Source organism: Citrobacter telavivensis, from assembly GCA_009363175.1.
In the GTDB taxonomy this organism is placed as follows: domain Bacteria; phylum Pseudomonadota; class Gammaproteobacteria; order Enterobacterales; family Enterobacteriaceae; genus Citrobacter_A; species Citrobacter_A telavivensis.
Genome location: CP045205.1, coordinates 1708322 through 1722315 on the forward strand (window position 1 = coordinate 1708322; position 13994 = coordinate 1722315).

At 46.4% G+C, this 13994-nt stretch carries 14 protein-coding genes; 4 read left to right on the plus strand and 10 right to left on the minus strand.

What is annotated here, in order from left to right:
• Positions 1 to 4: 4 nt before the first annotated feature.
• The 8 genes from GBC03_10300 to GBC03_10335 all read right to left on the minus strand — a co-directional run bounded on the left by GBC03_10300 (position 5) and on the right by GBC03_10335 (position 7771).
• Positions 5 to 196: a hypothetical protein gene (locus tag GBC03_10300; GenBank protein ID QFS70574.1), complete on the minus strand. Its 192-nt coding sequence runs from the start codon at positions 194 to 196 to the stop codon at positions 5 to 7.
• Between the two features lie 181 nt (positions 197 to 377).
• Positions 378 to 557, minus strand: a complete 180-nt coding sequence (locus tag GBC03_10305; protein ID QFS70575.1) for an AlpA family phage regulatory protein — start codon at positions 555 to 557, stop codon at positions 378 to 380.
• A complete protein-coding gene (locus tag GBC03_10310; GenBank protein QFS70576.1) occupies positions 557 to 1894 on the minus strand; it encodes a hypothetical protein in 1338 nt (445 codons plus the stop codon). The genes GBC03_10305 and GBC03_10310 overlap by 1 nt, the downstream gene beginning before the upstream one ends.
• Positions 1891 to 2628, minus strand: coding sequence for a fimbria/pilus periplasmic chaperone (locus tag GBC03_10315; protein QFS70577.1), 738 nt, complete (start codon positions 2626 to 2628; stop codon positions 1891 to 1893). Before GBC03_10315 ends, GBC03_10310 begins: the two co-directional genes overlap by 4 nt.
• Before the next feature lie 53 nt (positions 2629 to 2681).
• A complete protein-coding gene (locus GBC03_10320; GenBank protein ID QFS70578.1) occupies positions 2682 to 5270 on the minus strand; it encodes a fimbria/pilus outer membrane usher protein in 2589 nt (862 codons plus the stop codon).
• Positions 5271 to 5363: 93 nt separating this feature from the next.
• The gene (locus GBC03_10325) at positions 5364 to 5930 is read right to left on the minus strand and encodes a fimbrial protein (GenBank protein QFS70579.1); all 567 of its coding nucleotides are present in this window, start codon (positions 5928 to 5930) and stop codon (positions 5364 to 5366) included.
• A 573-nt stretch (positions 5931 to 6503) separates the two neighbouring features.
• Positions 6504 to 6977 carry a hypothetical protein gene (locus GBC03_10330; GenBank protein QFS70580.1) on the minus strand — a complete coding sequence of 158 codons (474 nt, stop codon included), beginning with the start codon at positions 6975 to 6977 and terminating at the stop codon, positions 6504 to 6506.
• On the minus strand, positions 6974 to 7771 hold the full coding sequence (locus GBC03_10335) for a hypothetical protein (GenBank protein QFS70581.1): 798 nt from the start codon (positions 7769 to 7771) through the stop codon (positions 6974 to 6976). Before GBC03_10335 ends, GBC03_10330 begins: the two co-directional genes overlap by 4 nt.
• A gap of 668 nt (positions 7772 to 8439) precedes the next feature.
• Between GBC03_10335 and GBC03_10340 the strand changes: the two genes are divergently transcribed.
• Both GBC03_10340 and GBC03_10345 read left to right on the plus strand, forming a co-directional pair.
• Positions 8440 to 8874 carry a hypothetical protein gene (locus tag GBC03_10340; protein QFS73966.1) on the plus strand — a complete coding sequence of 145 codons (435 nt, stop codon included), beginning with the start codon at positions 8440 to 8442 and terminating at the stop codon, positions 8872 to 8874.
• A 36-nt stretch (positions 8875 to 8910) separates the two neighbouring features.
• A complete protein-coding gene (locus GBC03_10345) occupies positions 8911 to 9687 on the plus strand; it encodes a hypothetical protein (protein QFS70582.1) in 777 nt (258 codons plus the stop codon).
• 142 nt (positions 9688 to 9829) lie between these two features.
• Here the strand turns inward: GBC03_10345 and nhaC are convergent, their stop codons facing one another.
• Positions 9830 to 11269 (minus strand): Na+/H+ antiporter NhaC, encoded by a 1440-nt coding sequence (gene nhaC / locus GBC03_10350; protein QFS70583.1) that lies wholly within the window; start codon positions 11267 to 11269, stop codon positions 9830 to 9832.
• Positions 11266 to 12492, minus strand: coding sequence for a PLP-dependent transferase (locus GBC03_10355; GenBank protein QFS70584.1), 1227 nt, complete (start codon positions 12490 to 12492; stop codon positions 11266 to 11268). The genes nhaC and GBC03_10355 overlap by 4 nt, the downstream gene beginning before the upstream one ends.
• A gap of 499 nt (positions 12493 to 12991) precedes the next feature.
• Here GBC03_10355 and GBC03_10360 point away from each other — a divergent pair, with 499 nt between their 5' ends.
• Together GBC03_10360 and GBC03_10365 are read left to right on the plus strand one after the other, a co-directional pair.
• Positions 12992 to 13258 carry a helix-turn-helix domain-containing protein gene (locus GBC03_10360; protein QFS70585.1) on the plus strand — a complete coding sequence of 89 codons (267 nt, stop codon included), beginning with the start codon at positions 12992 to 12994 and terminating at the stop codon, positions 13256 to 13258.
• Positions 13259 to 13599: 341 nt separating this feature from the next.
• On the plus strand, positions 13600 to 13953 hold the full coding sequence (locus tag GBC03_10365) for a steroid delta-isomerase (GenBank protein QFS70586.1): 354 nt from the start codon (positions 13600 to 13602) through the stop codon (positions 13951 to 13953).
• The last annotated feature ends 41 nt before the right edge of the window (positions 13954 to 13994 follow it).

Here is a 13994-nt window from a genome sequence, read left to right on the forward strand (position 1 = left end):
TATTTCAATTTGAATGACGTGTATCGGAAGCATTCACCTCCTGCATCCCTTTTTGCGGGTCAAGAAAATAGCATTTTGTTTTTGATGAATAGGCCTGCGAAGCCGCTTCGCATTCCGAGTAATGGGTAAAGGCGCCAATGACTTCGCTTTTTGTATTGTTGCCGGTAAGCGCAAAAACCAATGCCAGAACGTACATGTTTCATCCTTAAAATAACGACGGGTTGCTATTATGGGTTGATTTGTAAATAAAGAGTTTTGTGCTTTTATTGATAATAAAAGGTAAAAATAGAATGCCTTTAATCCTTCTAATAATACGGCTGGCATCACTGAATACAAGTCAAAAACTCTGGAAAGTCCGTTTTCGGATAACTTATCTTTTATTTATGATGTAAATAAATAGCGAACCTGATTCGTATCATAGGGATACGATCAGGGAGTGAGAATGCGTCGTATCCCCGCCAGGGCCAAAGCGGAATCGGGCGTGGAAAGCCCGTCGCGTTGATACAGCGGTAAACTGACGATTTGCTCATTGCCAGAAACTGGGGCCTGGACGACATTATTCATAGGTGACTGTCATATTAACTTGTCCCGTCACCGGTCCGGTATAGCTGGCACCATTACGTTTAATGGCACCGCGCTGGACAAACCGCGCACCAAACTGCGCCGTGTCCTGACTGCTATAGCTGAGATCTTGCGTATTTGTTTTAACTTGTCCTTTGCTACCCGTACTGACAGGAAAACTAGGATAAGGTGCGATGGTAGTATTGACATCAATTCGGCTACCGTTATAAGACATCTCGATTTCTAACCCTTCAATAAACTGACCGCCACTGTCATACACGGTGATATTTCGGTTCAGTAATCCGTCTGAGCCAGCATCCTGAAAACTAAATTTCACGTTATTCACTTTTCCAGAACATTCAATATTAAGATCGATCGGCTTTATGGCGCCGTAAGCAGGTAAAACCCCTGTATTTCTGCCTGCCACATCGGTCCAGGTTCCCAGGTTTACCTGATAATTAGTTGCTCCTCGCAATCGGCAGGTAGGTTTTATCACTGTGATACCTCCGGATCCTATGATGGAGGTCGGTACTCCAGAATTTGTAGTAATGTAATTCACACCCCATACACCATATTTTGTAAAAAAATCAAATCCTGAGCTAAGTGATAAGTTAGGTGACGCCTGCACATCATTGATTTTTATTAATTCCCCTCGTACTGCGTAGGTTGCAAAATGATCGCTGCCACTAAAAGTAAATTGTTTGCTTGCAGCGTTATATATTGGTTCGAAAAAAGTAGTAATAGCGTTTTCGCCGAGAACTGAGGTGACGGGATACTCTACCCCTGTTGATGCAGGAGCAGTTGTTGTTACCACATAGTTGAATGCAGAAGATGAACTGTAACCGGTCGAAGCGGGAGTATATCCAATTGGAGTACTGCCTGAACTTACCAGCTTAACATAAAGTTTCATGCCAATGCCTGGATTGGTTGTAGAGAATGTTTGCGTTGTACTATTGAATGTGCCATACCGAAAACCAAATCCACCAGAAATACTATTTGTGAAGCCGAATGATGATATTTGATATGGTTGACCATCCAGGTAATATGGACCGCCTGCGCCACTATTGCAGCGGAAAGTAATATTTGGAATAAAATCGCCGTAATCCCAACTGTAAAGCGTTGCACCATTGGCAATATTATCGTCCACTATCAGGGTTCTGGATTGAGATAATGGTTGTTGTCCGGAAAATGAAACGCTGCAATTCGCTCTTTGCAGCGTTGTATTATTGTTCCAGTAGAAAGGTTGGGCAGGAACGATATCAGCGCTTGCCTGTTGACTTATTCCGCTAAGAACCAATATTGGCATTATATATTTGCAGATTCGTTTAGTCATAACCGTACCTCAGTCGTCAGCACGCCCGTCTCACCGCCAAAATCATTGACTGCGCTGTAGGTGAGGGTGGCAGACTTACCGATTAACCCCTTCGGTACGCTATAGCGCTGGCTGCTCATTGGCGCGGGCATTTCGGTTTTGTCTTCCAGTCGGGTTTCGTTTACGCCCCCTGCCTTCAGGGACAGTTGACCGAAGCTAATGTAATAAGGAGTGGGGTTCGTTGCTTTCAGCCAGACCGCACCGCCCTCGCGTTCAACGCTCCAGGTCAGCGACTTCACCGCCTCCGCAGCCTTACCGCTGTCCAGTCCTTTCGGGCGGACGAATATTTTTAATCGACTGCGAATCGCCAGGACCAGTTTGTTATTCTCGCTGTCTTTGGCTTTCGGTGGGATTTCCTGGATTGATAACCAGTATACCGACTCCCGGTTTTGTGGAATTTCACCCGGTAAAACGACCAGGCGCAATTTCCCTTCCTGTTTTCCGGTGAGTTTCATCACGGGCGGCGTTAACACTAAAGGCAGGTTATTATCATTGCCTTTTATATCTTCCAGCCACGACTGAACCAGATACGGTTCCTGGCTTTCATTAACGATCTCAATTGGCGTTTCTTTATCGTCGGCATAAGCCACAATACGCGTCAGTTGTGGACGAACGGCGCTCCAGCTGTGTACCGGAATTAAAAAGCTCAATGCAGCGCTGATTAACAGTGAATGTTTAATGGTCTTTAACAACATAATTCTACTCTCTTGAATAATTCATTGAACAGGTGCTGACAACGCCCTGCTTATTACTGGCAATTCACCGTGATTTTTTGGTACCACTGCGATTCAGAATTATTGGTATTTAATTTTGGTAACGTAAACTGACACTGCTTATCACGCCCCCAGTTAACAATCAGCTTTTCATCTCTGCGTGCATCCAGCCCCGTCAGATAAGCCAGTCCGTTATTACCCACAATGCCGGCTTCTTCACCTTGACCTTCAACGGTGACCACTGCGCCAACCGGAATCGTGTGCGGACTCTTAATCACCACCATTGCACGACGCCCGTTGCGTGTAGCAAAACGCAGCAGCACCACCGCACCCTCGGTCGGTACCACTTTTTTCGTTGATTCCTTAAGTTCCACGTTCGGCGCATTTTGGGTGTCTAAACTGACGGTGTTATAGCGATAAGGGCTGAGATACGTCACGACGGCACGCCCCCAGCGGTCGGTTCTGACATTGTTATTACCAGAGACGCTGATATCAGGCGCATCATCGGTTTCCACAATGCCGATAGTGTCACCCATTCTTTGGGCAAGCAGCAGACCGCCTCGGTACACCACCACACCACCGGCAATACCGGCTGAGAACTGGTCAGCATAATTACTGTGGCTGACCGACGAGTTCAGGGTGGCAAAACTGGCGTTATGGGATAATGACGCTGATTCGCTGAGGTTATTATCGGTATCCCGTTGCACATTAATGCTATAAGACAGGGGGCTGTCCTGTTGTCCGCCGGAAATCCCGACTGACTGACTGTAGCGATTATCTCTATTGCGCGTCAGGTTATAACTCACCGAGTTATAGTTCCTCTCGCGTTCGCCCCAGCGTAAGGGGATGCTGACGCCGAGATTGAGCGAGTTGTCATTGTCGCCGTTGCCATTTTTGCTGTAGGTGTATGCCAGGTTGACGCTGGCGGAACCCAGCATAAAACCATAACCGGCGGACGCTGAAGTGCTCTTTTCAGACGTGCCATAATAGCGATCCTGACTCAGCGAAAGATAAAGACTGCCATGTTCTTGCAGACCCTGGTTGATATTGACCTCAAGTCGGCTGCGACGGCGTTTATTCCACAGGCTATCTCCTCTTTCATAATCACTGTCATCGTCATACCCCGAGTGATTATTTCGGCTAGTAAACTCTGAGAAGGACAGGAAATGTTCTGAACGATATTGATAGCCTAAAATACGCAGGCCGGTATCGGTCTGGTCAAACTGTTTTGCATATAACAAACGAACCGCGCTACCGTTTTTCGTGCTGGTATCATGGGTGCTGGTGGCGTAATCATAGCGATAACGCGCCTGGGCGAGATCTAACGAAAACGCGCCGATATTACCGATATTCCACGCCGCCCCCATCGCCAGAGACTGATACTGCTCTGACCCGAGGCTTGAGACATTCAGCGTAAGCGCTTCAAATCCACGCTCAATGCTCAGCGCTGCCATTAATGGCTTATCAGACTGGCTGTCAGGATATTCCCCCATCGACAGGCTATAACGAAAGGCGCCGGGGCGGATCATATTTGGCAGTGCGGTATACGGTACGGTGAATTTCTGCTCTGTACCGTCGGTTTCTTCAACCGTGACGTCCAGATCGGCACCGATCTGTCCGGTATACAGGTCGTCAATGGCAAAAGCACCGGGCGTCAGGGTTTTACTGTAAATAATATTGCCACGCTGGCGCACCACGAGACGTGCGTTAGTGCGGGCTACGCCTCTGATAACCGGCGCATAGCTGAACTGTGATTCCAGCAGCATTCTTTCATTGGTTCCAAGGGTGAAACCCCGCAGCGGAATAACGCCCATAATACTGCTGGGCGTATAGGTATAGATATCCCCGGCAGAGATTTTTGATTGCAATGCGATGATATTGCGTTCGGCATACAGTCTGTCGTGGTTAGTTTTCCAGCCCTCGCGGCTATTCTTATTAAATGTATCAAAACTATAAAGTCTCCAGGCTCCTGCACTGGCAATACTACTCAGACTGACAAAAGAATTATTATTATTAGAACGGCTGTCATTCCCTTCGTTATTGGTGCTTTTCTGGCGGGTATTATAAAAATAGCCATTGTAAGCGGTGCGTAATGCCGGGGTGCCATCATCCCACTCCGTCGGAGAGATCATTTGAAAGCGTGAGCGGTTTACGGCTTCCTGCGGCAGAGTCAGTCTGAGCTGCTGGTGTGCATCATCGTAAAATACAGTAGCGGCAGGAATGCGCTGCGCTAAATCTTCACAGCTCCCGTCCGATGGCGGCTCTTTTTCTGGCGTTTGCCAGTCATCATAAAGCTCTGTTTTCACGCCTAATTCGTTTAACAGATGACGACTCAGGCAGGGAACAACCAGCTTGTCTTTCGCCTGAGGGATAAAGTTGATCTCGTAAATATCCGTTACGCGATCGTTCACGACCACCTCAACCTTTTTTTTCCCGGGTGCCAGCGTATTTTTATAAAGAAATATATCGGGGGTCGCGCCATTTTTATCCTGGCGCAAAAATTCACTCTCAAATTCACTGTCGTTTTCCTCTGCATTGATACATGAGGAAAACGACAACAAAATCGAAACTGCCAGCACAGATAAAACACGATAAGCGGGGATAGAGAAATAGTAAGCTGGCATAGTCGTTTTCTTTTGTTACTTAGGTGTAATAACCACCACGGCAAATTTTGCGGTGGTGGTTTAGATAATCCAGGTCAGGCCTTATCTGACTTATCAGAAGTAAGAGATGACAAAGTCGGCAACGCCAGTGACGTTACCTGACGTCACTCCAGTGCTCAGGGATTTGTAGGCTGCGTTGTAATTCAGTGTCAGCGAGCGAGGTGAACCTGTTGGAGGCAATGCCACACCTGGATCACTTGCCGCGCCGCCGTTTACGTCGATTTGCGTCGTGCCGTTTTGTTGCAAAATGGCGATAGCCACGTTCGCTGCTGGAGTTACCAGTGCGGTGTTTTCAATAGCCCCTCCGACTGCGCTGGTTGTTGTGAACAGTGTGCGCACGTTACGCAGTGCCGCAGTTGCCTCGCATCCGGTAAGCTGGATGGAGAATGGCTTTATACCGGCGTAAGTCCCGGCTGCGGCGTTCAGGGTCGATCCAGTGACGTTATCCAGCGTCAGAACAGCGGTGCCTGGAGTCCCCGTAGCGTCGGCAGTGACGGACGCAATCGCGGTACATGCCGAACTGGTGACAAGACCGTTGAACGTAATTGTGCCGTCAGCAGCCTGGGCAATCCCGCTGCTTACACACAATGCAATAACGGATGCCAGAAGATATTTATTCATAGTAACTCCATGTTGATTTATATTTCATTCATTCCATGTTTGCCTTGTAATAGAGAATGTTGCATTTGATTATCGTCTGATGCGCGTGTGAGCACTCATCAAATGATGACCATCAAACGTAAACTCTATAAACAAGTGTCCATGTCATTTTTAAAACGATATTGGTAAAACCTTAATCCTTAATGGATTGAACTTCCCCTTATTAAATATTAATTAAGTGAAAGGTTGAGATTTCCAATACCAGAATGCTAGCGAAATTGATTTTTTTATACAAATGAGTTGCTGAAATTCATTATCCTCAGCATGAAATATTGTGTTTTCACTTTTTACAGGGATTGATGTAGGTTATGTCGGGCGGGAAGCATATCTGTTGACGTGTTTGTCTGAAAGGGCCATTTTGTGGCATGAGATATCATGTTACTGGATAACTCAGCATTTTATATTTTTTTAATTATGAATTAAGGATGAAAATATAACGATTACTTTTAACTGATATTTTACAATAAATAAACAATGCGAGCGACAGGTCATGCGCTGGCTGCTTTTATCCGTTTTCGCAATACCAGCGTGCGACTATTTAGCACAGTACAAATAGATATACTGATTGTTTCCAATCAGATATCCACCATCACCTGCCGGATAAACGGTAATGGTGTTTTTTGAGTTGTGGTAAAAGAAATAACCAGGGAGTAGATCTTTGAGTATAGGGTCAAGTTCTGAACGATTTCCAATTTCAGCATTTGAGTTGTTGTTGATATAGACTCTGGAGCCTCGCTGTTCAGCTTCATAAGAGGCCACTTTCTGTACATAGCCCAAACTCTCACCGTTTCTTTTCTTCAGTTCCCCTTCGATAGCCGTTTGGCCAGATTTACCATCAATAGAGTGGAATGCTCTCATGCTAAAGATATAGTTTTCATTTTTTACTGTGGTGTATCCCTGGCATTCGAAATGCGTCAGAACCCGGTGTTGATGATAAAGGTAGATATTGACTATCACCAGAAGGCCAATGATGAGACTCATCGCGACATTAAATACTTTCTGATTCATTGTGCCGCATCTCCCAGTATATTGTAGGTCGTACAGTCAAACGGTAAGTCACTTTCCAGTGGGTGTTTGCACAACAGCAATGATGAATGAATATTAAATTGCATGCTGGCCGTGTATAAATACACGTAGGGGGTTTGTTTACAATCAATATTGTTATCGATGATTTGTTTACTGACTTCCGTTGCCGTAAATTTATAATTGGTATGAACAGAACAACCCGATATGTTCATTTTCTGCGTGTAAATGTCGCTTAACACGGTGGGGATACCCCATAGAAATAACTGAAGTCCAGCGGCAATGGATAACGTCAGGACGCTTACCAGAAAGAAAAACCTGAGGATGGATTGATTCTTAAAGGCGCTTTTTTTCGCGATAGTGCTGGTTTGTTGAGCCGTAGAGTGGGGGATCTCAGGCAATGCAGGTTCTACATCGTCAACATCGTCGGTTAACGCTATCTCCTGAACGTTGACGTCTTTCGCAAGTAAGAACCCTTTTTTGGGAACCGTCTGGATTATCTTATCCCCATCCTCAGAAAAGGTCTTAAGCGCCTTTCGTAATAAAGAAATGTTCTGATAAAGCGTGCTCACGGGAACTGATGCGCCTTCATCTCCCCAGACATAAGGGTAAAAATCATTTTGAGGAACCAGCTCGTAGCGCCGCTCAAGTAAAAGCTGGAGGCAACGACTTGCCGGGACATTGAGGGTAACGGCGAGGTTCGAACTATGGCGGGATACTAACTGATACTTGTCTGGGTAGAACTCAATCAGATCGTCAAGAATGTACCGGTTTGGCATGGAGAGACTCTATGTATATGAAAATTATAACTTTATAAAAAATAAAAATGTAATTTAGATTTTGTTATCAATAGTATAGCCTTCCTTGAATAAGATGAAGCTGTCAATGTGGTGAAAGCCTTTCTATAGATGCTTTATGACATTAACTGAATGAAATGTATAGAAAAATTAATACTGTTCTTATCCGCAGTCAGAATGCAAACCTCTCTTACACTCTACTTTAACTCTACTTTTATCTAATTCATTTTTTTGCCTGGCAATTGACCGTTAATATAGGTCTCGCCAATAGATTGGTGGCCCGCTGTGAGAGCCTATCCTCAGGATGAAAAGTCTTAGTAGTTATAGGGTTAAAATGAAAGAAGTGAGTCTGACTAGTTGATAATGCTAAAAATACTGGCAAATAGATCAATTTTGGTTGAGTGTTTTTTTAAATGGTAAATACCTCATGGTGAGTCTCTTTGGGATTATTAACCGATCTGATCGAAATACTATTGGCCGGTTATAGCATAAAGATCTGTTATTGGGTTCTCTGGCAGCGTTTTAGCATTATGGTTTGATAAATGTCTCATTTATTTGCCAACCTAATTATTTTTAATGAGAATGCGCATAAAAAGTAAGGACATATGCTTGTCAATACATCGCTATGCGTTAATCAGTACTTAATAGAGATAGATGATATGGATAAAACTATTTTTGGCTATTATATTGAACCAGATGTCTATTTTGACATTAATAAAAGAATGCTGGTCAATGTGGATAAGAACATTCGTTCCCACAGTTATTCCCCTGTCATTCTCAGGGAAACAATGTTTCATCTGTTAGTCTACCTACTGGAAAATGCAAAAGGGAATATCATTAGCAATTCTGACATTCTGTTAAATGTCTGGGATAACCACGGATTAAGTTCATCCAATCAACGCTTGTGGCAGGTGATGAACGCATTAAAAATTAAGTTAAACGCTGTAGGCATAACCGAAGACTTCATTATGCGGGTTGAGTCTAAAGGTTATTATGTCAGGGAAAATTTAGTTAATGTTTTATACACAAACAAAAAAAATGGATTTATTGGGAAACCCAGTAATGCTGAGCAAGTCATTTCTTAATTATTTATTGTCTGCTTGGTAACAATATCAGGATAATTGACCATATCATATATCGAGGTTGAAATGTGTTATTTTTTGTTTACTGAGAATGTTTATTTACACTTTGCTTTACGTTCGTTGGGCGATTGCAAAAGGTTGATAGTATCCCCTGATGCTGGCGATTTAAACGACCTCTTTAAGGAAGAATTACCAATGACGGTTTTGTTAGACTTCAGTACGCCAGCGGTGGCTAAAACTAATATGAACACACTGTACCTGTTGAGCCATCAATACCCTGATATACCCGTGGTCGTATTAAAAGGTAATCATAAAATCCTAAGTTGCCTATCCAGGTATCCATCCTGCAATATAACCTATTCAGCAAAATATGTTATCGACTATTTGATCTCGATTTTAAAGATTGTGCAGACTGATAACGTGCGCTACGCGTTTTCTGTGCCAAAGTTAACTGACAGGCAAGCCAGCATAATGTATCTGGTCTGTCTTGGATTCAGCTTTAAACTAATCGCTACTATATTAGGTATGAAAACGAAAACGGTCTATCTGCATTACTATAATTCCTTAACTAAATTAAATGTCAGCAAGGTTTTCGAATTTGCACATTATCAGCGTTTTTTAATAAAATTCATACAGGATGAATATCCTGAATCTATGCACATGCTATCTTACTATCTGGCGCGTTCAGAAATGAATATTCCTCTCTCTCCCCAGGTGAATACCTTCGCCCAAACGAACGCTAACGCATTTGATAAACGGTTTCTGCCTGAATTAGCCGGTATGCACTGTTCCGATGACGTCCTTCTGGTGGTGTAAAATCCGCAATCAGTGTTGCCGTTACCTGAGTTTCGTTGTTTACAGGATTGTCGCAGTCAACCAAAACGGGGCGAGTGAGACGGCAGGTTTTTGCTTTGTCAGAGGTCGATGGCAACGGCCTGATGTACAGGCCGTGTGTTAGTTATACCGGTGTCACCACATACCGGGTGCCAAAACTCGTCCAGCGAGGAATGATGGCAAATATGATGGCTATCATCAGGCATGACAGGTTAAACAGCACATACGGCGCGTAATCTATCGTCGCCACGCCGAGAGTTTTCGCCATAAACATCCCCGATATCGTCCACGGAAACAGCCCTTCCAGCAGCGTGGCTCCGGACTCCATGGCGCGTGACATGTTAACCATATGGAGGTTTTTCTCCTTATAGCAGGGGTCATACATGCTCTTGACGATAAAGAAGCTGATCACCGCATTGCCGGTGCAGGCTACCAGGATAGAACTGGTCAGCATGGTCGCGAGGAGGGTGCGGGTGATGGTATTAAGCTTTTTCACCAGGCTTCTGAGAATGACCGCCAGCGCCCCCGACACGTCCAGTGCCGAGGCGAACATAAACGCGCACAGCATCACCACTATCGGACCGGTCATCGAGTACATGCCGCCCCGGTTGAGCAGTACGTTGATGTTGCGCCCCGTCGCCTCATCCAGCGCCATCCCGTGCAGGCCGGGCAGCATGTCCGATTTAAAACCGTTGATGGCGGCAGCGATAATGTCGGTGAGCGCGATCTCCTGAAACAGCACCGCCAGCACGATGCCGGACAGCGCCGAGGCAACCAGCACAATCACCGAGTCCCATTTTTTGATAGCCCCGACAAACACCAGCAACGCAGGACAAAGCAGCAGCGGGTTCAGCCAGAACAACTGCGACAACGCTGATTTCATTACCGCAATTGCCGCCATCTGTTCGCCGGTGCCGCCGTGAAGGTGACTGCCCAGGGCGTAAAATCCGCAGCAGGCAACCGCAAAAGCCGGCAGCGCGGTATAGAGCATATTGCGGATGCTCTGGTACAGGTCGGCCCCGGCAGCAATGGCGGCCATGTTGGTGGTGTCGGAGAGCGGCGAGAGTTTGTCACCGAAATAGGCCCCTGATATCACCGCTCCAGCGGTCACCGGCAGTGATACATCCATCGCCGAGGCGACTGCCATTAGCGCCACGCCGATGGTGCCCGCCGTCCCCCATGAGGTGCCGGTAAACGTGGAGATGCAGACGGTAACCAGAAATGCTGTCAGGTACAGGTATGCCGGATTGATGGCAGCCAGCCCGTAGTAAACCATCAGTGGAATGGTGCCGGAGACCATCCAGCAACCAATCAGCATTCCGATGGACAACAAGATCAGGATCGCAGGCACCGCATCCTTGATTTTCCCGACCAGCGATTTCATCACGTCTGCCCAGCTTCCGCCGTAGTAACGGGCGTAGAAACAGGTAACGATAGTGATGCAAAGTAACGTGAATTCGACCGGATAATTCAGCAGGCCGATACCGGCGGCAAAGATAAAAAATATCACCGCCAACAGGCAGAGAGCGGAGCTGAATGACGGTACTTTCCTGGCATCCATCATTCCTCTCCTTTAGGCATATCCGCGATGGCGGCGAAGGCGGCGTCCAGGTCGGCAATCAGTAGTGCCGGGCTTTCCTGGCCTATGGACAGACGTATCAGGCCAGAGGCGATATTGTCGGCAGCGAGCGCTGGCTCGTTGTAGCCCCGGTTGGGGGAGATAATCAAACTTTCGTACCCACCCCAGCTACAGCCGACCTTAAACATCCGGCAGGCGTCGATAAACCATTTCACCGTTTCGAAATTCCCGCCGCGAATTTCAAAGGCGAAGAGACCGGAGAAACCGTACATCTGCTGGCGGATAATGAACTGCTGCTCCGGGGTTGCCATGCTGGGGTGGCGGATATTTTCCACTTCGGGGCGGGTTTTCAGGTACTCAATCACCTGTAGCGTATTGTCCTGGTGGCGAGGCATCCGCACCGGCAGCGTGCGCAGTCCACGTAACAACAACCAGGCGGCGAACGGCGACAGTACCGCGCCCAGCAACTGGTGGGAGAAGTCACGGATCGCGGTCATACGTTCGTGGGAGGTAATCACCGCGCCGGCAATTAAATCGCTGTGACCGCCGAGATATTTGGTGCAGGAGTGAATGACGATATCGAAGCCGAGCGTCAATGGCTTCTGGAACAGTGGCGTGGCCCAGGTGTTATCGATAACGGTGGTGATATTATGCGCCCTGGCAAGCGCGGCGATGGCCTTCAGGTCGACAATGTTCATCGTCATGGTGCCGGGCGATTCGGTGTAAATCATCCGGGTGGCGGGGGTGATTTTGCGGGCGATACTCTCCAGCGTACCATCCAGCACAATATCGTATTTCACGCCGAATTTTTCCGCCATCTGCCGGACTAATGCCTGAGCCGGACCGTAGACGTTGTTGACCAGAATGATGTGATCAGCGCTGTTGAGGTTCGCCATCAACACCGCGCTGATGGCGCCCATTCCCGAAGCAAAGCAGCGGCAGGTCTCGCCGCGTTCGAGCTTTGCCAGCTTATCCTCCACCATCTGTACCGTCGGATTTAACCCGCGCGAATAAATATAGCGCTCGGCTTCATGCTGCATATCATCGCAGTAGGCCTGGTAGTTTTTCTGTACAAACAGGCTGGTCTGGATAATTGGCGCACTGACTGCACCAAAATAGCGTTCATGCGGCTCATCGAGCCCGGAACAGGCCAGATTATCGTCAGTGATAACATCATCGTTTTTGAGAAACATTTTACTGATTTCCATCGTTAATTCCCTTATGTGTGATGTATGGCAGGCTGGACGACGCGAAGGAGGGGCCGCAGGCATCGTTGAACCTGTTAATTTTTGGAGCGTAATGAAACGGTGAAACGCTTAAACCGTTATTGGCTTTTGCGCGCGGGGCGTGGCGGCCCGGTTTTTACGGTGAGGGTGAAATGTATAAGACTGGTAGCAGGCGCGATTTTCAGCGGATGCCCCCCTGCTGCCGTCTGAGTGATAGACAAATGTAATTCAACAGGCATAAACAACTCTCCATGTCGGGGGGCGCGGTAATGCGTTCTGTCACGCACGGCGCGGGGCGTAATGCCCCGGCGTTACGATGCCGGTTTGGCCGCATCATGATGGGGTGTCTGGTTCTTAAAAACTGTTACTGAGTTCATATAAATTCAAGTATCCATTGAATTAGTATGGTTAAACTTGAAGATTGACCCGACAGGGAGAGCGATAATTCTGGTTTCTGAACAGAGGCTGGGTCAACGCTGTGATGGGTAAGCGATTAAAAATTGCCAGAATTAATGCAGGCCTGAAACAAGCAGAGCTCGGCGTGCGCGCCGGGCTGGATGAAGAGTCGGCAAGTGCTCGTATAAGTTCATATGAGAACGAAGTTCATGCACCCGATTTTCGGCTGGTGCGCAAGATAGCGGCGGTGCTCGATGTGCCGGAGGCCTATTTTTATGCGGTGGAAGATGACCTGGCTGAGTTGATTTTACGGCACCATCGGTACAAGAAGATACACCGAACAGTGGAGTAGGTGATTGCAGGGGCAGCGTAGTGTCGACGGGTTTGCCCTGCGTCGCTTTTCTGATTGCAGGCACGAAGTGCGACAGGACCTGATAAATACTTTCCAGAGCGACTTGCCTGGTTTTTGGCTTTGTCAGGGTCGCTGGTAACATCCTTTTTTTTCCTGTAATGAGTCATCTCTATGCGATTCAGTTAAAAAAATCAAGACAGCTTAAAAAAAGGGAATTCGTATGGGTTCCCTTTACCGATCACTAATTGGTTAGGCTCTGTTTTAAATTAATGTTAAACTTGACAAGTTTTTGATGCCATGTTACAGCAAAGGGAATGTTTACAGGTTTGGAGGAAAATTACATGAAGCCAAAGGAAATAGTTTGCCAATGGGTTGACGCATTTAATAATGCAGATATAGAAATTATTTCAGAACTATATGATGATAATGCAATAAACCATCAGGTTGCCAATGAGCCCGTTATTGGGAAAGAGGCTATAAAGAAAATGTTTGAACAAGATTTTTCTTTCCCGGACATGGTTTGTATCGTTGAAAATATTTTCGAAGATGGACAATGGGCAATTTTAGAGTGGCGTGACCCATTAGGTTTGAGAGGTTGCGGTTTTTTTCACATAGTAAACAATAAAATTTTATTTCAAAGAGGCTACTGGGATAAGCTAACTTTCCTAAAACAGCACAATTTGCCTATTGAGTAAAATGAATATGTATCTTATATGAATAGCTTGCAAATTTCTTA